The following is a 25354-nucleotide window of genomic DNA, read 5'->3' as shown; positions in this document are numbered from 1 at the left end:
CGACTGACCCACGTATGGAAGATGAGTTCATTTATCAACCCGCCCTGTAGGAATTAATCTACAGACGGACACTTTCAGGAACCGCGCTTGTGACTGACGCCTCTTCGGCCACCGAGAACGCCGCCCAAATCCGCCGCACCACGCTTTACCTCACTCTGGCACAGGTGCCTGCCGGCAAAGTCGTAACCTACGGTCAACTCGCCGAAATGGCCGGGCTGGGCCGCGCCGCGCGCTGGGTCGGACGAACCCTCAGCCAATTGCCCGGCGACACGAAGCTGCCGTGGCATCGCGTGCTCGGTGCCGGCGGTCGGATCAGCCTGCCGGTGGGAAGCCCCTCAGGGGACGAACAACGCGCGCGCTTGCGCACGGAGGGGATCAGTGTCCTGAATAATCGTGTTGATATTCAGCGCCATGGCTGGCGCCCGGTAGAGCACAGCGGTTAGAGTGCGCGCTTTGTTTTCGCAATTTTTGAGGCAGACTCCAGCCCATGCCCCGTAAAACCTGGCGCGCCGCCCTCGCCGCCTATGCCAGTCCTTCGACGCTCGTGCTGTTGCTGCTTGGCTTCGCCGCCGGCTTGCCGTACATGCTGGTGTTTTCCACGCTCTCGGTCTGGTTGCGCGAAGCCGGCGTGGCTCGCGAGACCATTGGTTACGCCAGCCTGATCGGCCTCGCCTACGCCTTCAAATGGGTCTGGTCGCCATTGCTGGACCAATGGCGCCTGCCACTGCTGGGCAAGCTGGGACGCCGCCGATCCTGGCTGGTGCTGTCCCAAGGGCTGGTCATCCTGGGCCTGGTGGGCATGGGTTTCTGCGATCCGCAAAAGCACTTGTCCTGGCTGATCGCAATCGCGGTGATAGTGGCCTTCGCCTCCGCCACCCAAGACATCGCCGTCGATGCCTATCGACTGGAAATCGTAGACGACACCCGCCAGGCCGCATTGGCCGCCAGCTACATGTCCGGCTACCGGGTCGCCGCCCTGCTGGCCACGGCCGGCGCGCTGTTTTTCGCCGAGGGCTTCGGCTCCACCGGGTTCAGCTACAAACATTCGGCCTGGGCGGGCACGTACCTGTTGTTCGGCGTGCTGATGGTGCCCGCCTTGCTGACCTCACTTTTCATGCGCGAGCCCCCGGTGCCACTGCGCACACAGTTGCAGGCCGGGCGCTATACCTTCGTCCATCAGCTCGCATCGGTGTTCGTCCTGATCGTGCTCCTGGTGTCGGTCCCGGCCATGTTCACCCAACTCTATAACACCGACTTCGCCAGCGTGCTGTTCGAGGGCGTCAGCCTGCTCGACCTGCTGCTCGAGGACCGGGCGTTCCTGCGCGCCATCCTCTATATCCTCCTGACTGTCATGTGCTTGTCGTCGATGGGCCGTCGCGGCCTGGCGCCGGTGCTCACCCCCGTCAATGACTTCATCCTGCGCTACCGCTGGCAGGCGCTGCTGCTGCTCGGCCTGATCGCCACATACCGGATGTCCGACACGGTCATGGGCGTCATGGCCAACGTGTTCTACATCGACCAAGGATTTACCAAGGACCAGATCGCCAGCGTCAGCAAGATATTCGGGCTGATCATGACGCTGGTGGGCGCCGGCATGGGCGGCCTGCTCATCGTGCGATTCGGCATCTTGCCGATCCTGTTCATTGGGGGCGTGTCCTCGGCGGCCACCAATATCCTGTTCTTGATGCTCACGGGGATGGGCGCCGACCTGGAGATGCTGATTGTCACCATCTCCCTGGACAATTTCAGCTCCGGCCTGGCGACCTCGGCATTCGTCGCGTACCTGTCCAGCCTGACCAACCTGAAATTTTCCGCAACCCAGTACGCCCTGCTCAGCTCGATCATGCTCTTGCTGCCGCGCCTGATCGGTGGGTATTCCGGGGTCATGGTGGAAAAGTTCGGCTATCACGATTTCTTCCTGATCACCGCCCTGCTCGGCGTTCCAACCTTGCTGCTGATCGCGCTCCACTGGTATCAGGAAAATCGCCGCCAGGACTCGACGCACGGAACGGAGTCAGAGCCGGAGTCGAAATCGACGCCGACCCGGCCCGCCCAAGAGTCGTAGGCCCAAGAATCGTAGGAAAGCTCAGCAGGCGCCGAGAAAGCGGCGCCTGGATCCGGCAACAGGCCACGCGCCTGTACGCCAGGGCATCTCGCCCGTACAATGCTGCGTCACTTCTCGTCATCAGCAACCGACAACGGCCAACCATGCGCACCAGTCAATTTTTGCTCGCCACACAGAAAGAAACGCCTTCCGACGCCGTCGTGATCAGCCACCAGCTGATGCTGCGTGCCGGTATGATCCGCAAACTCGCCTCCGGCCTGTACACCTGGCTGCCGATGGGCCTGCGGGTCATGCGCAAGGTCGAAGCCATCGTCCGTGAAGAAATGGACGCCGCCGGCTCTCTGGAAGTGTTGATGCCGAGCACCCAACCGGCCGAGCTGTGGCAGGAATCGGGACGCTGGGAGGAGTACGGCCCCGAGCTGCTGCGCATCAAGGACCGTCACGGTCGCGACTTCTGCGCAGGCCCGACCCACGAAGAAGTGATCACCGACCTGATGCGCAACGAGTTGAGCAGCTACAAGCAGCTGCCCATCAACCTGTATCAGATCCAGACCAAGTTCCGTGACGAGATCCGTCCGCGCTTCGGCCTGATGCGCGGTCGCGAGTTCATCATGAAGGACGCCTACTCGTTCCACGCCGACCTGGCGTCGCTGCAGGTTACTTACGACCGCATGCACCAGGCGTACTGCAACGTGTTCACCCGCCTGGGCCTGAAATACCGCCCGGTTGAAGCCGACAACGGCTCCATTGGCGGTGCCGGCTCCCACGAATTCCACGTACTGGCCGAGTCCGGCGAAGACGACATCGTCTTCAGCAACGGCTCCGACTACGCCGCGAACATCGAGAAAGCCGAAGCCGTGCCACGGGAAACGTCCCGCGCCGCGCCGACCGAAGAATTGCGCCTGGTGGACACACCCAACACCAAGACCATCGCCCAGTTGGTGGAAGGCTACAACCTGCCGATCGAACGCACCATCAAGACCCTGATCGTGCGCGCGGAAGAAGAAGGCAAGCTGATCGCCCTGATCGTCCGCGGCGATCACGAGCTCAATGAAATCAAGGCGGCCAACCAGCCTGGCGTCGCAAGCCCATTGGTCATGGCCACCGACGCCGAGCTGCGCGACGCCATCGGCGCCGGCGCCGGCTCCCTCGGCCCGCTGAACCTGCCGCTGCCGATCATCATTGATCGCTCGGTGGAGCTGATGAGCGATTTCGCCATCGGCGCCAACATCGACGACAAGCATTATTTCGGCGTGAACTGGGAGCGCGACCTGCCGGTTCCAGCCGTCGCGGACCTGCGCAACGTGGTGGCCGGCGATCCAAGCCCGGACGGCAAGGGCACTCTGGAAATCAAGCGCGGTATCGAAGTCGGACACATCTTCCAGCTGGGCGACAAGTACAGCAAGGCGATGAAATGCGAGGTGCTGGGCGACAACGGCAAGCCGGTCACCCTGCAGATGGGCTGCTACGGCATCGGTGTATCCCGCGTGGTGGCCGCTGCCATCGAGCAGAACAACGACGAGAACGGGATCATCTGGAGCGACACACTGGCGCCCTTCCAGGTCGCGCTGGTGCCGCTGCGCTATGAAACCGAACAGGTTCGCGAAGCGACCGACAAGCTCTACGCCGAATTGACGGCCGCTGGCTTCGAGGTGCTGCTGGACGACCGCGACAAGAAAACCAGCCCCGGTATCAAGTTCGCCGACATGGAACTGATCGGTATCCCGCACCGGATCGTAGTCAGTGATCGCGGCCTGGCCGAAGGCAACCTGGAATACAAGAGCCGCACCGAGGCCGAGCCGCAAGCGCTACCGGTCGCCGAAGTGCTGTCCTTCCTCCAGGCTCGTATCCGCCGCTGAGACCAGATAGAGACGTCATGTTCAAGCGAAACACCTTAGGCCTCGGGGGCGCCGCACTGTGCGGCGCCCTGTTGGTCAGCGGCTGCGCCAACCAGATGTCGCAACGCAACGAGCACGAAGAACGGATCGAGCGCAAGCTGCTCGACCATAGTCTGCAGATCGATGTGGGCGAGCCCAAGGTGCTCGACTTACCGCAGCGTCGGGTTCGGATCAACGAGCAAAAGACTTTCGAGGTCACTGAATTCGAAGTCACCCGGCACTACGATCGCTACACGCCCTACCAGCCATGGCGCGAGGTCTATGAGATCCCGCTGGGCGCGGTGGCGGTGGTGGCCGGTGTCGGCGCGAACGTGGTCAATGTGTTCGCCCTGGGCACCTTGCCTGACACCGCGACCCGTGACTGGATCAGCTACGGTTTCGCCGGCCTGAACCCATTCATGAACGTACCTTCCAACGGTCGAGCGCAACAAAACCTGGCCGGTATCGACGAAATCCAGCGCGACAAGCGCACCGAGCACTCGAGCCTGCCCTGGAGCGAACGCCCGGTACAGGTGAAGGCCGCTCGCCAGACATTCGAGATGAGCACCGACCGCAACGGGGTGCTGCGCTTGAACCTGCTGGAAAGCCCGTTCGCCGAACATGACCTGAGCCAGTTCGGCAAATTGCAGATCAGCGTGACGGATGCCCAGGACGAGGTGCATACCGACTCGTCGCTGAGCATCAGCAGCACCCTGCGCGGCAAATTGGTCGAAGCCCACGCATTGATCTATGACGACCTGGAAGATGACGAAGTGAGCCAGTGGGTTCACCGGGTCAAACGCCTGTCGGAACTGGGCCTTGAAGAAGAAGCCAGTGAGCTGGAGCAAAGCCTGATCGAACTGACCCGCAACGATCCGGAACTGCAGACCGAGTTTCTGAAGGCGTTGACCAAGGATGGCGGACGGTTGGTGGCGGATCCAGGGGCGAGTTGAACCTGGCTGAACGAGGGATGTTCCCCTGTGGTGAGGGGATTATCCCTCACCACAACGAGCGCTTACCGATCAAACAGCTCCAACTGTTCATACCCTCCCCGCAAATCCTCCAACCGTACCCCGATCCCCAACAACCGCACCGGCTTGCCGCCACGGTTGAAGGCCTGGGTCAACAAAAGCTGGTAACTGCCCAGATCCCGCCCGGCCCCGGACTGCTCCAGGGTAGTCTGGGTGAAATCATGGAATTTGACTTTGACGAATGGCTTGCCCGGGCGGTAACTGCTGTCGATCCGCGCCATGCGCCCGCTGAGGGTTTCCATCAGCTCCGGCAACTTGTCCAGGCAGCTTTTCAGATCGGGCAGATCAACGTCGTAGGTGTTTTCCACGCTGATGGACTGACGACGGCTGTCGTTGTGCACCAGACGCTCATCGATCCCACGGGCAAGGCTCCAGAGGCGCTCGCCAAAACTGCCGAATTCACGCACCAGGGCGAGCTTGTCCCACTGACGCAACTGTGAACAATCGGTGATCCCGAGCCTGTTCAACTTGTCGGCGGTGACCTTGCCAACACCGTGGAGTTTATTCACCGGTAATGCCGAGACGAAATCTTCCACTTGGTCGGGGGTGATGACAAACAAGCCATTGGGCTTCTTCCAATCACTGGCGATCTTGGCGAGAAACTTGTTCGGCGCAACGCCAGCGGACACGGTGATGTGCAGCTGATTGGAGACACGCCGGCGAATGTCTTGGGCAATACGCGTGGCGCTGCCGCCAAAATGCGCGCTGGCGGAGACATCCAGGTAAGCCTCGTCGAGGGACAGCGGCTCGATCAGATCGGTGTAATCGCTGAAGATCGTGTGGATTTCCTTCGACGCCTCTCGGTAGGCGTCCATCCTCGGCTTGACGATGGTCAGGTCAGGGCAGAGCTTCAGCGCATGGCCGGAAGACATGGCAGAGCGCACGCCATAGGCCCGGGCCTCATAGTTGCAGGTCGCGATTACGCCGCGCCGGTCCGCCGAGCCGCCGACCGCCAATGGCTTGCCGGCCAGCTGCGGATCATCACGCATCTCGATAGCGGCATAGAAGCAGTCGCAGTCGACGTGGATGATTTTGCGTTGCGTCATGAGAGAAGCGGCACACGGATTGATTCGGGGCGCCAGTATCTCATTCGAACCTGTATATAGCACCAGTGCTTTGAAAGATCCTTCGTTGAACCGTGAAAATTCCTACATGGATGTATTTCCTCAATCACCCAGAGCCCGCCGATAGGGCGCCAGCCCTTGCCCGGCTTGCGTCACAGCGCGAACCCTTGCCCTGGGTCTAGGCTAACCGCTTGAAGCGGAACATGTTTTTCCTGAACAAGGGTTGACAGCCCGTCGATCTTCTGTAGAATGCCGCCTCACAGACGCGGGATGGAGCAGCCTGGTAGCTCGTCGGGCTCATAACCCGAAGGTCGTCGGTTCAAATCCGGCTCCCGCAACCAAACATCAAGAAAGGCTACTCGAAAGAGTGGCCTTTTTTGTGCGCGCATGATTTATGCGCCTGCGCCCCATGGCGCTTCTATCAACCTAAGCCCTTGCTGATGGTTGTAGGACAATTTTCTTTTGTTTTCGTGTATTTAGGTGAACTCGTCGTTTATTTCACCCAGCCCCCTATTAACGGTTGACACTCTGGCGTTCGCCTGTAGAATGCCGCCACACAGACGCGGGATGGAGCAGTCTGGTAGCTCGTCGGGCTCATAACCCGAAGGTCGTCGGTTCAAATCCGGCTCCCGCAACCAAACATCAAGAAAGGCTACTCGAAAGAGTGGCCTTTTTTGTGCGTGTCGAAAAAACTCCATGACAAATATTTTGTAATATTTTCCACCGCAGGGATTGGTAACTTGGCTGGATACCCCCATCCTGTCGCGCATAGCTCAAGAGGTGATTGATGCGCGCCCACTCGTCTGACCCACAAGACACTGTTTCTGCGACACAACCGATCAAGGCCGAGCGATTGCGCTGGATGGAGCGGATCAGCCAGTACCGGCACCCGATCGGCCTCGCTGTCACGCTGCTCCTGTTTGCAATTGCCTTGATCGCCTGCCGCCATCTGTTGAGCGAGCTCGACCTTTACGCCCTTCACGACTCGATCCTCGAGGTGCCGAGGCCGGCCCTGCTCGGCGCGATCGCCGCGACCGTGGCCGGTTTTGTCATTCTGCTGGGCTATGAGTGGTCCGCCACCCGCTACGCGGGGGTGAAGCTGCCGCCGCAAACCCTGGTGCTAGGGGGCTTCAGCGCTTTCGCCATTGGCAACGCCATCGGCCTGTCGCTGCTGTCGGGCGGCTCGGTTCGTTATCGCCTGTATGCTCGCCATGGCCTGGGGGCGACGGATGTCGCCCATATGACGTTGTTCGCCAGCCTGTCGCTGGGCTGTGCCCTGCCGCCCTTGGCCGCCCTGGCGACACTGAGCAATCTGCCTGCGGCATCCGCCGCCTTGCATCTTCCAGCCACGTTGCTGGGATCGATCGCCGTCGCGGTGCTGCTGCTGACTGGCGTGCTGGCGGTGGGCATCTATCGCCGTCGCTTGCCGGACCAACCCTACCGCGACAGCCTGCTGGTCAGGGCCGGTCGCCGGACCTTGCGGCTGCCCGGCCGACGCCTGACGCTCCTGCAATTGGTGATTACCGCGCTGGACGTCGCAGCTGCCGCGACGGTGCTCTATCTGTTGCTGCCCGAAGCGCCCCCGTTCGGTCCGTTCCTGCTGGTGTACTTGCTCGCGCTGGCCGCCGGTGTACTCAGCCACGTGCCGGGCGGGGTCGGGGTGTTCGAGGCGATCCTGCTGGCCGCGTTTGCCGACAAGCTGGGTGCCGCGCCGCTGGCCGCCGCCTTGCTGCTGTATCGCTTGATCTACGTGCTGCTGCCGATGCTGGTAGCGTGCGTGCTGCTGTTGATCAATGAGGCGCAACGACTCTTCCAGACACGCCAGTCCTTGCGGGCGGCGTCAGGTTTCGCGGCACCGATCCTGGCCGTGCTGGTGTTTTTGTCGGGCGTGGTGCTGCTGTTTTCCGGGGTGACACCCGAAATCGACACGCGCTTGGAGCACATTGGCTTTCTGATTCCTCACCGCCTGGTGGATGCCTCGCACTTTGGCGCCAGCCTGATTGGCGTGCTGTGCCTGATGCTGGCCCAAGGCTTGCGCCGTCGCCTGTCTGCCGCCTGGATGCTCACCACCGTGTTATTGCTGGTGGGTGCCCTGCTCTCGCTGCTCAAGGGCTTTGATTGGGAAGAAGCCACGCTGCTGACCTTGACTGCTGCCCTGCTGTCGATCTTCCGGCGTTCGTTCTACAGGCCGAGTCGCCTGACCGAGTTGCCTTTTTCGCCGTTGTTCTTGATCGCTAGCCTGTGCGTCCTGGGGGCGTCGATCTGGCTGTTGCTGTTCGCCTATCAGGACGTGCCCTACAGCCATCAACTGTGGTGGCAATTCACCCTGGATGCCGACGCTCCCCGCGGCCTGCGCTCATTGCTCGGTGCCGCGGTGCTGCTGGTGGTGGTTTCGCTGACCTGGTTGCTGCGCACCGCGCGGCCGGTGATTCACTTGCCTACGGCACAAGAGCTGGAACGCGCCAAGACCATTCTCATGGCATCGTCTCAACCCGACGGCGGCTTGGCCCTGACCGGCGACAAGGCGCTGCTGTTTCACCCCAACGACGAGGCATTTTTGATGTACGCCCGTCGCGGCCGCAGCCTTGTCGCGCTGTACGACCCGATCGGGCCGACCCAGCAACGGGCGGAAATGATCTGGCAGTTCCGCGACCTGTGCGACATCTATCACGCCCGGCCAGTGTTCTACCAGGTACGCGCCGAGAACCTGCCTTACTACATGGACATCGGTCTGACCGCGATCAAGCTGGGCGAAGAGGCGCGAGTCGACCTCAAACGTTTCGATCTCGAAGCCAAGGGCAAAGAGATGAAGGACCTGCGCTACACCTGGAATCGCGGCACCCGCGATGGCCTGTCGCTGGAAATCCACGAGCCGGGCCAGGCGCCCATGGACGAACTGAAAGTCATCTCCGACGCCTGGCTGACCGGCAAGAACGTCCGGGAAAAAGGCTTCTCCCTCGGACGATTCAGCGATGACTACCTCAAGCATTTCCGCATCGCGGTGATTCGTTTCGAAGGCCGGCCGGTGGCATTCGCCAACCTGCTGGAAACCCACAACCACGAATTGGCCAGCCTCGACCTGATGCGCGCCCACCCCGACGCGCCGAAGCTGACCATGGAATTCATGATGGTCGGCCTGATTCAGCATTACAAAAACCATGGCTACGCTCGCTTCAGTCTCGGCATGGTCCCTTTGTCGGGCTTGCAGCCGCGTCGCGGCGCACCGCTGACCCAGCGCCTGGGCTCGATGGTGTTTCGCCGTGGCGAGCAGCTTTACAATTTCCAGGGGCTGCGCCGCTTCAAAGACAAATTCCAGCCTGACTGGGAACCTCGTTACATGGCCGTGCCCGCCGGACTCGATCCGCTGGTTGCGCTGGCTGATACCGCCGCCCTGATTGCAGGCGGCCTGACTGGATTGGTGAAACGCTGATGATGCAACGCTCGTGGCGATACGTAGTGGCCGCCCTGCTGGTGCTGGCTGTGATTCTCGGTGGCGGCTACTGGTATTGGAACCGCCCTGCCCCGCAACCGACCCTGGAACAACTGGAACCCGCCGACGGCGTGCCAATGACGCGCGTCATCCCCGGCACCAAGCCCCGCGCCCAGGTGCTGGTGGCCGTGAATGAGGACCAAAAGCTCAGCGACACCCAGTTGACGACCCTCAGCCGCAGCGGCTCGGCACAGATCGTCCAAGTGATCCTGCCCAAGGACTGCATGTTGCAAGGCCGTGCTCTACAGGCCGGCCTGAGACAACTCCACGGCCCGGCCACGCTGGTCAGCGGCATCGGCCCCGGCGCCGTGCTGGCCTGGCGCTGGTTGGCCGAGCAGAAGGACGACAATGCCCGGGCCGTCTCGGTGGACCTGGCCCTGGAAAAACCGGGCTGCACGCACCTGCTGCCCAAGAGCGCCGCACACGGTCACTGGCTGGTCGCCTGGAACGATAACCCCGACGACACCAGCGCCGGGTTCGTTCGTGATCAACACAATGCCGAAACCAGCATCAGCGACTACGACATCAACCTGCCGCAAGTGCTGAACAATGAACTGCGCAAGATCCTGGTAGGTGCCGAAAAGGGCAAGGGCGGCCTGAGCATCCCGGTGGTGGAGGTGCCCGCCAGCCAGGCCCGGGATACCGTGACGCTGTTTCTCTCTGGCGACGGTGGCTGGCGTGACCTGGACCGCGACGTGGCCGATGAAATGGCCAAGGTCGGCTACCCGGTCGTCGGCATCGACACCCTGCGTTACTACTGGCAGCACAAGAGCCCCGAACAGAGCGCCGCCGACCTGACCGAGCTGATGCAGCACTACCGCCAGATCTGGGGCACCAAGCGCTTCATCCTGACCGGCTACTCCTTCGGCGCCGATGTGCTGCCGGCGATCTACAACCGTCTACCGGCGACAGAGCAACAGCGGGTCGATGCAATCATCCTGCTCGCCTTCGCTCGCACCGGCAGCTTCGAAATCGAAGTCGAGGGCTGGCTCGGCAACGCCGGCACCGAAGCCGCCACCGGCCCGGAGATGGCCAAGCTGCCCGCCGAAAAAGTGGTGTGCATCTACGGTGCCGAAGAGGCCAACGAAAGCGGCTGCACCGACAAGACTGCCGTGGGCGAAGTCATCAAGTTGCCGGGCGGCCACCACTTCGATGAAAACTACCCGGCCCTGGCCAAGCGCCTGATCGGCGAGATCGACAAGCGCCAAACCAAGCCTGCCGTGCAATAAGCGGGGGGCAAGCCAGACAAAAGCCCCCACCGCCGCAAGGCAGTGGGGGCTTTTTGTTTCCCGGTGCTACATCTCCACCTGCGTCCCCAATTCAATCACCCGATTCAACGGCAGATTGAAAAAGCGCAGGTTGCCGTTGGCATTTTTCAACATGAAAGCAAACAACGACTCACGCCAACGCGCCATGCCCTCCAGCTTGGAGGCGATAACAGTCTCGCGACTGAGGAAATAGGTGGTGCGCATCGGACTGAAATCCAGGTCGTCCAAATGACAGAGCTTGAGCGCCTCGGGCACGTCCGGCTCGTCGGTAAAACCGAAATGCAGGATCACCCGGAAGAAGCCCTCGCCATAGGCATCGACCTCGAAACGCCGTTGTGGCGGCACGCGGGGAATGTCTTCGTAGACCACTGTCAGCAACACCACCTGCTCATGCAGCACCTGGTTGTGCAGCAGATTGTGCAATAGCGCATGGGGCACCGCATCCGAGCGCGCCGTCAGGAACACCGCCGTGCCCTGGACCCGGTGCGGCGGCTGCACGCGGATGCTGCTGATGAAGACCGGCAGCGGCAACGCCCCTTCGTCCAGCCGCTCCACCAACAGCTGCTTGCCGCGTTTCCAGGTGGTCATCAATACGAACAAGGCGATGCCGGCTATGACCGGGAATGCGCCGCCCTGGATGATTTTCGGCACGTTGGCGGCGAAGTACAGCCCATCTACCAGCAAGAAACCGAACAGCACCGGCACCGCCAGCAGCGGCGGCCATTTCCATAGCAACAGGATCACGGCGGAGACCAGGATCGTGGTCATCAACATCGTACCGGTCACCGCCACGCCGTAGGCCGATGCAAGCGCTCCGGACGACTCGAAGCCCAGCACCAGCAAGACCACGCCGACCATCAAAGACCAGTTCACCGCGCCGATGTAGATCTGGCCCTGTTCGGCGCTGGAGGTGTGCTGGATGTACATGCGCGGGATGTAGCCGAGCTGGATTGCCTGGCGCGTCAGGGAGAACGCGCCGGAGATCACCGCTTGCGAGGCAATCACCGTCGCCAGCGTCGCCAGGCCCACCAAGGGCAGCAATGCCCAGCTCGGCGCCAGCAGATAGAACGGGTTGCGCGCCGCTTCAGGATCACCGAGCAGCAAGGCGCCCTGGCCGAAATAGTTGAGCATCAGGCCCGGCAGCACGAGGATGAACCAGGCACGGGCGATGGGTTTACGGCCGAAGTGGCCCATGTCGGCGTACAGCGCTTCGGCCCCGGTCAGCGCCAGCACCACCGCGCCAAGGATCGCTACGCCCATGCCCGGGTGGACGACAAAGAAACGCACGGCCCAGGCCGGGTTCACTGCGTTCAATACTTCCGGGTGCTGGCTGATGCCATACACGCCCAAGGCGCCGAGGACGAGGAACCAGGTCACCATGATCGGTCCAAAGAGGATGCCAATGCGCGCGGTGCCGTGGCGCTGGATCAGGAACAACGCCACCAGCACCACCACCGATAGCGGCACCACCCAGTGGTCGATGCCTTCGAATGCGAGGCCCAGGCCTTCGACCGCCGACAATACCGAGATCGCCGGGGTGATCATGCTGTCGCCATAGAACAGCGCCGCACCGATCAAGCCGCAGATCACCAACAACGTACGCAGCCGCGCCCTGCCGGCCGCCGCGCGCCGCGCCAGGGCAGTCAAGGCCATGATTCCGCCTTCGCCCTGGTTGTCCGCGCGAAGGACGAACATCATGTACTTGATGGACACGACCCAGATCAGCGACCAGAAAATCAGCGACAGGATTCCCAGCACCCCGTCATGGTTGACGGGCACGCCATAACCACCGGAAAACACTTCTTTAAGGGTGTACAGCGGGCTCGTGCCAATGTCGCCATAAACCACCCCGACCGCCGCGACCAGCATGCTCAGCGGTTTGGCTGCCGAATGCTCGGCGCCCGCCGCCTGACTACCTGCATGACCCATCCAACACTCCTGATTTCCAGACCTGCCTTCTTGAAAGAAGCCGTACGCTCTTGTGACGCAGCATGGGCGGTTTTACGCTTTGTTACAGACGTTCTGTTGACTGCAGCGTTCGCCAGAAGGCAAAGGCGCGAAGCATAGCGCAGCACTCGTCGTATTTCCCGGTATAAAGCTGGTCAAGTGCGGCGACCACGGATAGAATTGCGCACTTTTTGATCAGAGGCGCGTCAGGCGCCCTGTCTCCGCAAGAGACGATCCCCCTACACCGAGGTTAGACATGTCCACCACTACCGCGCCAGCCAATCCCAAGGTTGGCTTCGTATCCCTGGGTTGCCCGAAAGCGCTGGTCGACTCCGAGCGCATCCTGACCCAGCTGCGCATGGAAGGTTATGACGTTGTGTCCACCTACCAGGACGCCGACGTGGTGGTGGTCAACACCTGTGGCTTCATCGACTCGGCCAAGGCCGAATCCCTTGAAGTGATCGGCGAAGCCATCAAGGAAAACGGCAAGGTCATCGTAACCGGCTGCATGGGCGTGGAAGAAGGCAACATCCGCGACGTGCACCCGAGCGTGCTGTCCGTGACCGGGCCGCAGCAGTACGAACAAGTGGTCAACGCCGTGCATGAAGTCGTGCCGCCGCGCCAGGACCACAATCCGCTGATCGACCTGGTGCCGCCACAAGGCATCAAGCTGACCCCGCGTCACTACGCTTACCTGAAGATTTCCGAAGGCTGCAACCACAGCTGCAGCTTCTGCATCATCCCCTCGATGCGCGGCAAACTGGTGAGCCGTCCGGTGGGCGACGTGCTCGACGAAGCCCAGCGCCTGGTCAAGGCCGGCGTCAAGGAATTGCTGGTGATTTCCCAGGACACCAGCGCCTACGGCGTCGACGTCAAGTACCGCACCGGCTTCTGGAACGGCGCGCCGGTGAAAACCCGCATGACCGAACTGTGCGAAGCCCTCAGCACCCTCGGTGTCTGGGTCCGCCTGCATTACGTCTACCCGTACCCGCACGTCGACGAGCTGATCCCGCTGATGGCCGCCGGCAAGATCCTGCCGTACCTGGACATCCCGTTTCAGCACGCCAGCCCGAAAGTCCTCAAGGCCATGAAACGCCCGGCTTTCGAAGACAAGACCCTGGCGCGCATCAAGAACTGGCGTGAAATCTGCCCCGAGCTGATCATCCGCTCGACCTTCATCGTCGGCTTCCCGGGCGAAACCGAAGAAGACTTCCAGTACCTGCTGGACTGGCTGACCGAAGCCCAGCTCGACCGCGTCGGCTGCTTCCAGTACTCGCCCGTCGAAGGCGCACCGGCCAACGACCTGAACCTGGACGTGGTGCCGGATGACGTCAAGCAGGACCGTTGGGAGCGCTTCATGGCGCACCAGCAGGCCATCAGCTCGGCGCGCCTGCAAATGCGCATCGGCCGTGAGATCGAAGTGCTGGTGGACGAAGTCGACGAACAAGGTGCCGTCGGCCGCTGCTTCTTCGATGCTCCGGAAATCGACGGCAACGTGTTCATCGACAACGGCAGCAATCTCAAGCCAGGCGACAAGGTGTGGTGCAAGGTCACCGACGCCGACGAGTATGACTTGTGGGCTGAGCAGATCGGTTGATCCAGGCCTGGGCTCAAGCCGAATAGGCTTTTGTGGCGAGGGAGCTTGCTCCCGCTGGGCTACGAAGTAGCCCTATCCTTGCGATTGCTACGCAATCGAGCGGGAGCAAGCTCCCTCGCCACAGGTTGTTTGCCAGCCACTCGCCGCCTCTAAAAAAAACTTTCTGAAGCCCTGCTCTGTAACAAGAAGCAGGGCTTTTTTACGGCTATCGTATGCAGACAAGAAAACTCCACCACAAGGAACAGGCGGACATGCGCCAGCATTCGGTCATCCACACACCGAAACCGAGCGATTATCAGGAACTGACCCGGGTCTGGGAGGCATCGGTACGGGCCACCCATGATTTCCTGCCCGACAGTTATATCGAACTGCTCAGAAACCTCGTGCTCACCCGTTACCTGGACGCGGTGATGCTCATCTGCACCCGTGATTCACGCCAGCGCATCACAGGGTTCGCCGGGGTCGCGGCTGGCAAGATCGAAATGCTCTTCATCGACCCCGAGCATCGCGGCCAAGGCCTGGGCAAACAATTGCTGCGCTATGCCATCGAACACCTGAACGCCGATGAACTGGACGTCAACGAACAGAACCCGCAAGCCCTTGGCTTTTATCTCAAGCAAGGGTTCGAAGTTATCGGTCGCTCGGCAAAGGATGGCATGGACCAGCCCTACCCGCTGCTGCATATGCGCTACAAGCAGCCCGATCTGAAAGCGGGGCGCGGCTAAAAACGGCATGAGGCAAATGGACCCGCGATTAACCGGCGCCAGACAGGTACAATGCCCACCCCTTTTTGTTACGGCCCCGTCATGACTGACCCGATTCGTCTCTCCAAGCGTCTCATCGAACTCGTCGGCTGTTCCCGTCGGGAGGCTGAGCTGTTCATCGAGGGCGGCTGGGTCACCGTGGACGGCGAAGTCATCGATGAACCGCAGTTCAAGGTCACCACCCAAAAGGTCGAACTCGACCCCCAAGCCAAGGCCACCGCGCCAGAGCCTGTGACCCTCCTGCTGAACGTCCCGGCTGGCATGGATGTCGACGCGGCAATGGCAACTCTGGGGCCACAGACCTTGAGCGAAGAACATCGCTTCGGCAAGCGCCCGCTCAAGGGCCACTTCCTGCGCCTGACCGCCAGCGCCGATTTGCAGGCTGGCGCCAGCGGCCTTTTGGTATTCACCCAGGACTGGAAAATCCTGCGCAAGCTCACCGCCGACGCGGCCAAGATCGAGCAGGAGTATGTGGTGGAAGTCGAGGGCGAGATGGTCGCCCACGGTCTCAATCGCTTGAACCACGGCCTGACCTATAAAGGCAAGGAATTGCCGGCGGTTAAGGCCAGCTGGCAGAACGAGAACCGCCTGCGCTTCGCCATGAAGAACCCGCAACCGGGCGTTATCGCGCTGTTTTGCCAGGCCGTCGGGCTCAAGGTCGTTGCCATCCGCCGCATCCGCATAGGCGGCGTGTCGATCGGCAAGGTGCCGTTGGGCCAATGGCGCTACCTGTCTGCCAAAGAGAAATTCTAATTTTCCGGCGCCGCACCGAACCGGGGCGCCCACTGCCTTCATCAGGATTGCACACATGATTCACAACGACGTACTGCGCAGCGTGCGCTACATGCTCGACATCAGCGACAAAAAAGTCGTCGAGATCATCAAGCTGGGCGGCTTGGAAATCTCCCTGGAAGATTTGGCCGGTTACCTCAAGAAAGATGAAGAAGAAGGCTTTGTGTTCTGCCCCGACCTGGTCATGGCGCATTTCCTCGACGGGCTGGTGATCTTCAAGCGCGGCAAGGACGAAAGCCGTCCGCCGCAGCCGATCGAAGTGCCGGTCACCAACAACATCATCCTGAAGAAGCTGCGGGTGGCCTTCGAGCTGAAGGAAGACGACATGCACGCCATCCTCAAGGCCGCCGACTTCCCGGTGTCCAAGCCGGAACTGAGCGCATTGTTCCGCAAGTTCGGCCATACCAACTACCGGCCGTGTGGCGACCAATTGCTGCGCAACTTCCTCAAGGGCCTGACGCTGCGCGTTCGCGGCTAATGCCGAAGGGCTGCCATTTCTTGAGGGGGGGTTGGGTGTTTTTTTTTTTTTGGGGTGGGGTGGCGGCCGCCCCCCCAAAAAAAGCCCCCGCCATAAACGGCAAGACCAGCCGCCCGCGCTATGATGCCCTTTCAACCCTGCCTTGATCCCAGCCCATGACCTACAACGTCTCCCCCATCGGCTTCGTACGCTCCTGCTTCAAGGAGAAGTTCGCCATTCCGCGCCAACCACAACTGGCCCCGGCCGCGCGCGGTGTGTTGGAGCTGGTGGCGCCGTTCGACCAGGGCGAGGCCGTGCAGGGTCTGGAGCAGGTCAGCCATGTCTGGTTGCTGTTCCTGTTCCATCAAGCCCTGGAAGACAAGCCACGATTGAAAGTACGGCCGCCGCGCCTGGGTGGCAATAAATCCATGGGCGTCTTCGCCACCCGAGCCACCCATCGCCCCAACGGTATCGGCCAGTCGGTGGTGAAGCTAGAACGGGTGGAGGCCGCTCGACTGTGGATATCGGGCATCGACCTGTTGGACGGCACACCCGTGCTCGATATCAAGCCCTACGTCCCCTATGCGGACATCATCGACTCGGCCTCCAACAGGATCGCCAGCGCCGCGCCTGAGTTGATTCCAGTCCAATGGGCGGACTCTGCCCTGCTTCAGGCACGCGACCACGCAAGGCGCCTCGAAGAGCCCTTGGTGGAGCTGATCGAACAATGCCTGGCCCAAGACCCACGCCCGGCGTATCAGGTTCCTACAGCTGAACGGGAATACGGTGCGCGGTTCTGGGATCTGGACGTGCGCTGGCATTACCCGGAGCCGGGGGTGATTCGGGTGTTGGAAGTCGTTCCTACGGCTGGATAAAACCCGGAAACGAAAAAGCCCGCGCGGCCTTCATCAGGCGGCGCGGGCTTTTTATGGTCTGTCAGTTGGACCAAGTCGCTGCCATCGCGAGCAGGCTCGCTCCCACAACTGATTTGCAGCGACCACCAAATTTTGTGGTCATACATATCCAGTGTGGGAGCGAGCCTGCTCGCGATGGCGGTCGGTCAGCCACCGCAAATGCCGAAGCTTACTTCTCTACAAACGCGCGCTCGATCAGGTAATCACCCGGCTCGCGCATACGCGGCGAAACGGTCAGGCCGAAGCTGTTGAGCACTTCGCTGGTTTCGTCGAGCATGCTTGGGCTGCCGCACAGCATCGCGCGGTCATCTTGCGGGTTGATCGGCGGCAGGCCGATGTCGCGGAACAACTTGCCGCTGCGCATCAGGTCGGTCAGGCGACCTTCGTTCTCGAACGGCTCGCGGGTCACGGTGGGGTAGTAGATCAGCTTTTCGCGTAGCGCTTCGCCGAAGAACTCGTTCTGTGGCAGGTGCTCGGTGATGAATTCGCGATAGGCGACTTCATTGACGTAACGCACGCCGTGGCACAGGATCACTTTTTCGAAACGCTCGTAGGTTTCCGGATCCTGGATGACGCTCATGAAAGGCGCCAGGCCAGTACCGGTGCTGAGCAGGTACAAATGCTTGCCAGGCTTGAGGTCGTCCAGCACCAGCGTGCCGGTGGGCTTCTTGCTGATGATGATCTCGTCGCCTTCCTTCAAGTGCTGCAACTGGGAAGTCAGCGGACCATCAGGGACCTTGATGCTGAAGAATTCCAGATGCTCTTCCCAGTTCGGGCTGGCAATCGAGTAAGCGCGCATAAGCGGGCGGCCGTTGGGCTGCTGCAGGCCGATCATCACGAACTGACCGTTCTCGAAGCGCAGGCCCGGATCGCGGGTGCACTTGAAGCTGAACAGAGTGTCGTTCCAGTGATGAACACTGAGGACACGCTCGTGGTTCATGTTGCTCATGTACGGGGGACTCCTGGAAATGATGCCTGCGCCGGTAATCTGCGCAATTGCATCGCATTCTAATGGCGGCGACAATATCTGTTAAATGGATTATTAAGATAAGGGTTATCGGTTATATCGATATGCGATTTACTCTACGTCAACTTCAAGTCTTCGTCGCTGTCGCCCAGCAGGAAAGCGTGTCCCGTGCCGCGGGCTTGCTCAATCTGTCGCAGTCGGCCGCCAGCACTTCCATCACTGAATTGGAGCGTCAATCCAGCTGCCAACTGTTCGACCGCGCCGGCAAGCGCCTGAGCCTCAACGCCTTGGGTAAGCAATTGCTGCCCCAGGCCGTGGCATTGCTGGACCAGGCCAAAGAGATCGAAGACCTACTCAACGGCAAGTCCGGCTTCGGTTCGCTGGCGGTCGGGGCCACGCTGACCATCGGCAATTACCTGGCGACGCTGCTGATCGGCGGATTCATGCAGCGCCATCCGGAAAGCCAGGTGAAGCTGCACGTGCAAAACACTGCCAATATCGTGCACCAGGTCGCCCATTACGAAATTGATCTGGGTCTAATCGAAGGCGATTGCAGCCATCCGGACATTGAGGTGCAGAGCTGGGTCGAGGATGAATTGGTGGTGTTCTGCGCGCCCCAGCATCCACTGGCCAAGCGTGGTCAGGCGACCATGGAGGAATTGACCCATGAAGCGTGGATTTTGCGGGAGCAGGGTTCAGGTACGCGGCTGACCTTCGATCAGGCCATGCGCCACCACCGCAGCGCGCTGAACATTCGCTTGGAATTGGAACACACCGAAGCGATCAAGCGAGCAGTGGAATCGGGCCTGGGCATTGGCTGCATTTCGCGCCTGGCGTTGCGTGATGCTTTCCGTCGCGGCAGCCTCGTGGCCGTGGAAACCCCGGACATGGACCTGGCGCGGCAGTTTTATTTCATCTGGCACAAACAGAAATACCAGACCTCGGCCATGCGTGAATTCCTCGACCTCTGCCGGGCCTTCACCGCTGGGGTCCAGCGCAGCGACGAGATCGTCCTGCCTGCCATCGCTTGAATCAGAGCAGCACCAGGCCCCAGACCAGGGCAATCATCGTCAGGGCGACAAGTTGGGCCGCGCTGCCCATGTCCTTGGCGTTTTTCGACAAGGGGTGCAGCTCAAGGGAAATACGGTCGATCGCCGCCTCTACCGCCGAGTTGAGCAACTCCACGATCAAGGCCAGCAGGCACACCGCTATCAACAGCGCCTGCTCCACGCGGCTCACGTTCAGGAAAAACGACAACGGAATCAGGATGACGTTAAGCAGGACCAGTTGACGGAACGCCGCTTCGCCGACGAAAGCTGCACGCAGCCCGTCCAGGGAATAGCCGGAGGCATTGAGGATGCGTTTCAGGCCGGTTTGGCCTTTGAAAGGAGACATAGAGTGGGCAACTGATCGATAGGAGTGAAGAAGCTACTGTAATTGCAGTCAAAAAAGCGTGAATTCAGGCGCTACGACTGCGGCGAAATTGACTCAAGTTGTTGCAACAACAAGGCAGCCTGGGTCCGGGTGCGCACATTCAATTTACGAAAGATCGCCGTAACATGAGCCTTGATGGTGGCCTCTGACACATTCAGTTCGTAAGCGATCTGCTTGTTCAACAGACCTTCACAAACCATGGTCAGCACTCTGAACTGCTGGGGCGTCAGGCTCGCGAGCCCTTCGCTGGCCGCCTTGGCCTCGTCGGACACGCTCACCGCCTCGAACGCCTGCGGCGGCCAGGATACATCACCGCTGAGGACGGCCTTTACCCCCCGTTGAATCATTTCGAGGGAGCTGGATTTGGGGATGAACCCGCTGGCACCAAATTCGCGGGCCTTGACCATCACCGAAGCTTCTTCCTGGGCTGAGACCATCACCACGGGAATCTGCGGATACTGCCCACGCAACAGGACCAGCCCTGAAAAACCATACGCGCCGGGCATGTTCAGATCCAGCAACACCAGGTCCCAATCAGCCTTTTCCGCCAATCGGGCTTCCAACTCCGCGATGCTGGCCACCTCCGTCAACCGGACATCCGAGCCAAGGCCCAGGGTCACCGCCTGATGCAACGCGCTGCGAAAGAGCGGGTGGTCATCGGCAATCAGGATTTCGTATGTGGCCATTTTTCAAATGATCCTGTTTTTTTAAGGCAGGCCCGATGCATTCGCGCCTCGCCATGCAACTCAAGATAACGCCATTCAGCGTTATCCACAGGGGCACGTTCAACGCCAATCACAGCGTCTTAAACTCCGGCCGCACCCTGGTCGGCGCCAAGCATGCCCAGCGAAACCGGGGTGGTCAAGCTGCACGGCCACCGCTGTACCCAGTATGGGCCACTATTAGGCCAACGCCGCCTGAGCCGAGCGGACAAAGGGCAGCAGTTCGGCATGGGCCGGAGTCGACACGTTCACTTCCTGCTGACGCTTGGCGCCCAGGTAATGCTGGCTGAACACATCGAAATAGGCGTCCAGGGCCGACGCCGCGTCGCTATCGCCCGCCAGCTCAAGGCACAGCGCCGCGACCTCGGCGGTGCACAGGTGCTCACTGCGTGTGGAGCGCCGCAAGCGATAGCGCGACAGCTTGTCGGGCAGCAGGCTCAAGATGGGCAGCCGGTCAAAGTAGGGACTTTTACGGAACATCTTGCGCGCTTCCGTCCAAGTGGCATCCAGCAAGATGAACAAGGGACGCTTGCCCCGAGCCAGATCAACCGTGTGGGTTACCCGGGAGGGTTCGACATACTCACCTGGAAATACCAGGTACGGTTGCCATTGTGGATCGTTCAACAAAGCCAGGAGTTGCTCATCGACATCAGTGCGTGACCAGATGAAGGCATGGTTATCCCGTACCACATCGGCGATCAGCCAGCCCGTGTTGCTCGGCTTGAAGACTTCCTTATTGGTCATGATCAGGCATACGCCGGAACGGGTCTCGACGCTCGGACGCCAGGCGCACAAGCAATGGCTCTCGATCACTCGACAGGCGCCACAACGGGGCGCGCGCCACCCTCGGGCCTGGAGCGGCTTGATGCCTTCATCGACGCGTTGGTCGCGCAAGCGGGCTACGGCGTTGGAAGCACAGCTCATCGCGGGCAACGCCCGCAGACAGGAAAACTTGACACGAACCACACTCGCAAGGGCAATGAAGACCGGCAGTCTACCAGAGCGCGCAAACCTGTACCGTCTACCCGGGCTTCCCTATAATCGCCGCCACTGAACGCACAGTCACGTGACCGGTCGAACCACCAGTTACTGAACCAGGAGAGTTTCATGCTGCGCCTTATCGTTCCAACCGTTGCCGTTCTGCTGGCGACGTCCATCAGCGCTCAGGCTGCGTCGCTGAAAGAACTCGAACTGAACAAGATGCTGCAGAACGTTGCCAAGCAAAGCAGTGTCGGCACGCCGCGCGCGATCAACGAAGACATTCTTGACCAGGGCTACACTGTCGAAGGCACCGAGCTGATCAACCATCTCAGCGTCCAAAGCAGCCATGCGCAAAAAATGCGCGCGGATCCCAAGGCGGTTTATTTCCAGCTGGGCTCCACGGTGTGCACCAATCCAGGCTTCCGCAAACTGATGGCCAAGGGCGCGACCATGCGCTACGAGTTCACCGAAGTGAAGACCAACCGTCCGGTCGCCAGCGAACGTTTCCAGGAATCGGATTGCCCGAAACCGGCCAAGACCAAGAAATAATCAACCCGCGCGCGCGCGCCGCTGCTCTTCGTCGGCGCGCAGTTCCGCCACCAGCGCCTGCAAATAGCGTGAGCGCCATTCCCGACCTTCCAGCCGACGGCAACATTCCTCTTCCAGGCTTACCCGATTGGCTTGAGCCGCTTCCAACAACATCAAGTACAACTGCCCTTCGAGCTCCAGCGTTACCCTGGTCATTTCTCCCGCCTCCCTGCCCATCAATGCAGCATTTCATCGCGCGGACGTCCAGCCCTGGACGTCGAACTACGTTGGCACGCCTTTAATGGAGTAAATCAGAGCGGTACGCACCCAGCCGGTGAGCTGACGAGCGGTACGGGCCGAGGTCATTACTGAACCCATCGCGAGCGACCGATGAGCGTAGGACTACGGGGAAATGTTGCAAACGTTCACATTCGAGCGCCATGATCTGGACAGCGAAGTTCACCGCCAGAGGCTAGATTCAACGTATCGTTTTTACTGGGCAGAAAGAGGCTGCCCTCACCAATAAGCGATGTTCAACCGTTTTTCATCCAAGGGAAACAGCAGGACCCGTTGGATGGCTTGGCCGCCTTGCTGCAGATTACGTCGAGCCAGGTTTACGCCCGGGCACGCGCCCGGACTCACAACGGCACAGGAAGTGTCGTGGCCCTGATGAATCTCTCGTCAGGACCGGGGTCCTGTTCAGAAGGAGAAGCTGAATGCCTTACAAACCGAATGACCTGCTCAGCCGTCATTTTGAGAGCCATGGCCACGACCTCACCCGCAAGGTCGAAGAGCAACTCAACCTGGTATCGCCCAACAGCCCCAACCTCCCCATCTACCGCGACATGATCCTGACCGTGCTGCGCATGGCCCAGGAAGATCACAACCGCTGGAATGCCAAGATCACGCTTCAGGCCCTTCGGGAACTGGAACATGCGTTTCGAACGCTGGAACAATTCAAAGGGCGCCGCAAGGTTACGGTCTTCGGCTCGGCCCGAACGCCCATCGAACACCCTTTGTATGGCTTGGCACGGGAGCTGGGAGCGGCGCTGGCTCGGTCAGACATGATGGTGATTACCGGCGCAGGCGGCGGGATCATGGCCGCGGCCCATGAAGGCGCGGGCCGCGAGCACAGCCTGGGATTCAACATCACCCTGCCCTTCGAGCAGCATGCGAACCCGACCGTCGAAGGGACGCAGAACCTGTTGCCGTTCCATTTCTTCTTCACTCGCAAACTTTTTTTCGTCAAGGAAGCCGATGCTTTGGTGCTGTGCCCCGGCGGTTTCGGCACTCTTGACGAAGCATTGGAGGTCCTGACGCTGGTGCAGACGGGCAAAAGCCCATTGGTACCGGTGGTGTTGCTGGACGTGCCCGGAGGCAAGTTCTGGCAGAGCGCCCTGGACTTTATCCGCGAACAATTGGAGGAAAACCGCTACATCCTGCCGACCGACATGAAGTTAATGCGCCTGGTGTACTGCGCCGAGGACGCTGTGGAAGAAATCAACCAGTTCTACCGTAACTTCCATTCCAGCCGCTGGCTCAAGCATCAGTTCGTGATCCGCATGAATCACGAACTCAGTGAACAAGCACTGCAACAAATGCAGGCCGAGTTCGCCGACCTGTGCCTGAATGACTGTTTCCATCAGCACGCTTACAACGGCGAAGAACCCGAGGAAGCGCCCTTCAGTCATCTGACGCGATTGGCATTTACGTTCAACGCCCGTGACCACGGTCGTTTAAGGGAATTGGTGGACTACATCAACCTGCCGGAAAACTGGGCCCAACCCACCGCTAAGGCCCACCCCCTGACTTGGGAGCCGATCAAGGTAACGTGAGCCCATAAAAAAACGGCCCGCTATCGACATAGCGGGCCGTTTTTAGTCGTCCATGCTGCGACCACTGAACAAGCGGTTGATCATTTCCATGGAATAGCCTCGATACGCCAGGAAACGCCCTTGCTTGGCACGCTCCCGAATGTCGATAGGCAAATGTCCCGAAAACTTGCGGCGCCAGGTCTCGGCTAACTGTTGCTGCCAATCGATACCGCTCTCGCGCAAGGCTGATTCGATATCCGCTCGTTGCAACCCGCGTTGGCCAAGCTCTTCACGAATGCGCATCGGACCGTAGCCGGAGCGGGCGCGATAAGAGACGAAGCTCTCCAGGTACCGCGCTTCCGACAACAGCCCCTCTTCCGTCAAACGGTCAAGAGCGGCGTCGATCAACTCATCAGGAGCCCCGCGTTGACGCAGTTTACGCGTCAGCTCCACACGACCGTGCTCGCGCCTGGCGAGCAGGTCCATCGCAGCTCGCCGCACCGCGACGAGGGTATCGAGTACGGCGGTCATCGGATCAATCAGATATCAGCGTCGGCCAGGTCGTCGGCAGTCTCGCGGTTGGCCACGGCTTTGACGTCCGCCACCGGGCTCAACAGCTTGTCACGCAGTTGCTTCTCGAGGGCTGCCGCGACTTCCGGGTTGTCCGCCAGGAATTTAGCCGAGTTGGCCTTGCCCTGACCGATTTTGGTGCCGTTGTAGGCATACCAGGCGCCCGACTTCTCGACGAAACCGTGCAGCACACCCAGATCGATCATTTCGCCGTTGAGGTAGATACCCTTGCCGTACAGGATCTGGAACTCAGCCTGACGGAACGGCGATGCCACCTTGTTCTTCACAACCTTGACGCGGGTTTCGCTGCCGACAACCTCATCACCTTCTTTCACCGCGCCAGTACGACGGATGTCCAGGCGAACCGAGGCGTAGAACTTCAACGCGTTACCACCGGTGGTGGTTTCAGGGCTGCCGAACATCACGCCGATCTTCATGCGGATCTGGTTGATGAAGATCACCAGGCAGTTGGCGTTCTTGATGTTACCGGTAATCTTGCGCAAGGCCTGGGACATCAGGCGAGCCTGCAGACCCACGTGCGTGTCGCCCATCTCACCTTCGATTTCCGCTTTCGGTACCAGGGCCGCCACGGAGTCGACGATGATCACGTCAACTGCGTTGGAGCGCACCAGCATGTCGGTGATCTCCAAGGCCTGCTCGCCGGTGTCCGGTTGGGAGACCAGCAGGTCATCGACGTTGACGCCCAGCTTGCCGGCGTATTCCGGGTCCAAGGCGTGTTCGGCGTCGACGAAGGCGCAGGTAGCGCCCGCTTTTTGAGCCTGGGCGATCACGGACAGCGTCAGCGTGGTCTTACCGGAAGATTCGGGACCGTAGATTTCAACAATACGACCTTTTGGCAAGCCGCCGATACCAAGCGCGATGTCCAGGCCCAGGGAGCCGGTGGAGATGGAAGGAATAGCCTGGCGGTCCTGATCGCCCATACGCATTACGGCACCCTTGCCGAATTGACGTTCGATCTGACCCAAGGCCGCAGCCAAGGCTTTCTTCTTGTTGTCGTCCATTAAAGTCCTCACGTAATCAATAAGGCCTGACGGCCAACACCTGTATAAGT

Annotated in this window: 23 protein-coding genes and 2 tRNA genes; 16 read left to right on the top strand and 9 right to left on the bottom strand. The window is 60.6% G+C overall.

Translation table 11 applies throughout. The annotated features are described in order from the left end of the window. Positions 1–89 precede the first annotated feature (89 nt). The 4 genes from ACLK1G_RS04390 to ACLK1G_RS04375 all read left to right on the top strand — a co-directional run bounded on the left by ACLK1G_RS04390 (position 90) and on the right by ACLK1G_RS04375 (position 4895). Positions 90–443 (top strand): MGMT family protein, encoded by a 354-nt coding sequence (locus tag ACLK1G_RS04390; RefSeq protein ID WP_420764299.1) that lies wholly within the window; start codon positions 90–92, stop codon positions 441–443. A 44-nt stretch (positions 444–487) separates the two neighbouring features. Continuing rightward, positions 488–2065 carry an AmpG family muropeptide MFS transporter gene (locus tag ACLK1G_RS04385; protein WP_420764298.1) on the top strand — a complete coding sequence of 526 codons (1578 nt, stop codon included), beginning with the start codon at positions 488–490 and terminating at the stop codon, positions 2063–2065. Between the two features lie 143 nt (positions 2066–2208). Next, positions 2209–3924, top strand: coding sequence for a proline--tRNA ligase (locus ACLK1G_RS04380; protein ID WP_420764297.1), 1716 nt, complete (start codon positions 2209–2211; stop codon positions 3922–3924). A 17-nt stretch (positions 3925–3941) separates the two neighbouring features. After that, a complete protein-coding gene (locus ACLK1G_RS04375) occupies positions 3942–4895 on the top strand; it encodes a YceB family lipoprotein (RefSeq protein WP_420764296.1) in 954 nt (317 codons plus the stop codon). 62 nt (positions 4896–4957) lie between these two features. Here ACLK1G_RS04375 and dinB read toward each other — a convergent pair whose 3' ends face one another. Then, the gene (dinB, locus tag ACLK1G_RS04370; protein WP_420764295.1) at positions 4958–6019 is read right to left on the bottom strand and encodes a DNA polymerase IV; all 1062 of its coding nucleotides are present in this window, start codon (positions 6017–6019) and stop codon (positions 4958–4960) included. A gap of 282 nt (positions 6020–6301) precedes the next feature. Between dinB and ACLK1G_RS04365 the strand changes: the two genes are divergently transcribed. From ACLK1G_RS04365 to ACLK1G_RS04350, 4 genes are all read left to right on the top strand, one after another. Then, positions 6302–6378 (top strand) — tRNA-Met (locus tag ACLK1G_RS04365). Positions 6379–6598: 220 nt separating this feature from the next. Beyond that, a tRNA-Met gene (locus ACLK1G_RS04360) sits at positions 6599–6675 on the top strand. A 224-nt stretch (positions 6676–6899) separates the two neighbouring features. After that, complete coding sequence (mprF, locus tag ACLK1G_RS04355; RefSeq protein WP_420764453.1) at positions 6900–9467, top strand: bifunctional lysylphosphatidylglycerol flippase/synthetase MprF; 2568 nt, start codon at positions 6900–6902, stop codon at positions 9465–9467. Then, positions 9467–10756: a virulence factor family protein gene (locus ACLK1G_RS04350; protein ID WP_420764294.1), complete on the top strand. Its 1290-nt coding sequence runs from the start codon at positions 9467–9469 to the stop codon at positions 10754–10756. The genes mprF and ACLK1G_RS04350 overlap by 1 nt, the downstream gene beginning before the upstream one ends. Positions 10757–10822: 66 nt before the next feature. Here ACLK1G_RS04350 and ACLK1G_RS04345 read toward each other — a convergent pair whose 3' ends face one another. Next, positions 10823–12664, bottom strand: a complete 1842-nt coding sequence (locus ACLK1G_RS04345; protein WP_420764452.1) for a potassium transporter Kup — start codon at positions 12662–12664, stop codon at positions 10823–10825. A 334-nt stretch (positions 12665–12998) separates the two neighbouring features. Here ACLK1G_RS04345 and rimO point away from each other — a divergent pair, with 334 nt between their 5' ends. From rimO to tsaA, 5 genes are all read left to right on the top strand, one after another. Beyond that, entirely contained in the window at positions 12999–14339 is a 1341-nt protein-coding gene (gene rimO, locus ACLK1G_RS04340; protein ID WP_420764293.1) for a 30S ribosomal protein S12 methylthiotransferase RimO, read from the top strand. A 251-nt stretch (positions 14340–14590) separates the two neighbouring features. Then, positions 14591–15064 (top strand): GNAT family N-acetyltransferase, encoded by a 474-nt coding sequence (locus ACLK1G_RS04335; protein ID WP_420764451.1) that lies wholly within the window; start codon positions 14591–14593, stop codon positions 15062–15064. 81 nt (positions 15065–15145) lie between these two features. Next, the gene (locus ACLK1G_RS04330) at positions 15146–15856 is read left to right on the top strand and encodes an rRNA pseudouridine synthase (protein ID WP_420764292.1); all 711 of its coding nucleotides are present in this window, start codon (positions 15146–15148) and stop codon (positions 15854–15856) included. 55 nt (positions 15857–15911) lie between these two features. Next, entirely contained in the window at positions 15912–16373 is a 462-nt protein-coding gene (locus ACLK1G_RS04325; RefSeq protein WP_420764291.1) for a YehS family protein, read from the top strand. A 155-nt stretch (positions 16374–16528) separates the two neighbouring features. After that, positions 16529–17227 carry a tRNA (N6-threonylcarbamoyladenosine(37)-N6)-methyltransferase TrmO gene (gene tsaA / locus ACLK1G_RS04320; protein WP_420764290.1) on the top strand — a complete coding sequence of 233 codons (699 nt, stop codon included), beginning with the start codon at positions 16529–16531 and terminating at the stop codon, positions 17225–17227. 208 nt (positions 17228–17435) lie between these two features. Here the strand turns inward: tsaA and fpr are convergent, their stop codons facing one another. Continuing rightward, positions 17436–18215, bottom strand: coding sequence for a ferredoxin-NADP reductase (fpr, locus tag ACLK1G_RS04315; protein WP_003198368.1), 780 nt, complete (start codon positions 18213–18215; stop codon positions 17436–17438). Between the two features lie 122 nt (positions 18216–18337). On the opposite strand from fpr, the gene ACLK1G_RS04310 reads away from it, so the two are divergent. Beyond that, the gene (locus ACLK1G_RS04310; protein WP_039594356.1) at positions 18338–19264 is read left to right on the top strand and encodes a LysR family transcriptional regulator; all 927 of its coding nucleotides are present in this window, start codon (positions 18338–18340) and stop codon (positions 19262–19264) included. Between the two features lies 1 nt (position 19265). Here ACLK1G_RS04310 and ACLK1G_RS04305 read toward each other — a convergent pair whose 3' ends face one another. The 3 genes from ACLK1G_RS04305 to ACLK1G_RS04295 all read right to left on the bottom strand — a co-directional run bounded on the left by ACLK1G_RS04305 (position 19266) and on the right by ACLK1G_RS04295 (position 21313). Further along, a complete protein-coding gene (locus ACLK1G_RS04305; protein WP_420764289.1) occupies positions 19266–19628 on the bottom strand; it encodes a diacylglycerol kinase in 363 nt (120 codons plus the stop codon). Positions 19629–19699: 71 nt separating this feature from the next. Beyond that, entirely contained in the window at positions 19700–20353 is a 654-nt protein-coding gene (erdR, locus tag ACLK1G_RS04300) for a response regulator transcription factor ErdR (protein ID WP_420764288.1), read from the bottom strand. A 216-nt stretch (positions 20354–20569) separates the two neighbouring features. Next, on the bottom strand, positions 20570–21313 hold the full coding sequence (locus ACLK1G_RS04295; protein WP_420764287.1) for a tRNA-uridine aminocarboxypropyltransferase: 744 nt from the start codon (positions 21311–21313) through the stop codon (positions 20570–20572). Between the two features lie 183 nt (positions 21314–21496). On the opposite strand from ACLK1G_RS04295, the gene ACLK1G_RS04290 reads away from it, so the two are divergent. Then, a complete protein-coding gene (locus ACLK1G_RS04290) occupies positions 21497–21919 on the top strand; it encodes a quorum-sensing-regulated virulence factor family protein (protein WP_420764286.1) in 423 nt (140 codons plus the stop codon). Here ACLK1G_RS04290 and ACLK1G_RS04285 read toward each other — a convergent pair whose 3' ends face one another. Next, positions 21920–22114: a hypothetical protein gene (locus ACLK1G_RS04285; RefSeq protein ID WP_420764285.1), complete on the bottom strand. Its 195-nt coding sequence runs from the start codon at positions 22112–22114 to the stop codon at positions 21920–21922. Between the two features lie 500 nt (positions 22115–22614). On the opposite strand from ACLK1G_RS04285, the gene ACLK1G_RS04280 reads away from it, so the two are divergent. After that, the gene (locus tag ACLK1G_RS04280) at positions 22615–23733 is read left to right on the top strand and encodes an LOG family protein (RefSeq protein WP_420764284.1); all 1119 of its coding nucleotides are present in this window, start codon (positions 22615–22617) and stop codon (positions 23731–23733) included. A 42-nt stretch (positions 23734–23775) separates the two neighbouring features. Here the strand turns inward: ACLK1G_RS04280 and recX are convergent, their stop codons facing one another. Further along, positions 23776–24243 (bottom strand): recombination regulator RecX, encoded by a 468-nt coding sequence (recX, locus tag ACLK1G_RS04275; RefSeq protein WP_420764283.1) that lies wholly within the window; start codon positions 24241–24243, stop codon positions 23776–23778. Between the two features lie 8 nt (positions 24244–24251). Beyond that, the gene (gene recA, locus ACLK1G_RS04270; RefSeq protein WP_420764282.1) at positions 24252–25304 is read right to left on the bottom strand and encodes a recombinase RecA; all 1053 of its coding nucleotides are present in this window, start codon (positions 25302–25304) and stop codon (positions 24252–24254) included. Between the last annotated feature and the right edge of the window lie 50 nt (positions 25305–25354).

The sequence above is a fragment of the Pseudomonas algeriensis genome (assembly GCF_048847255.1).
In the GTDB taxonomy this organism is placed as follows: Bacteria; Pseudomonadota; Gammaproteobacteria; order Pseudomonadales; family Pseudomonadaceae; genus Aquipseudomonas.
Note: the sequence above shows the minus strand (reverse complement) of the source record. Positions and strands in the feature narration are given on the sequence as shown.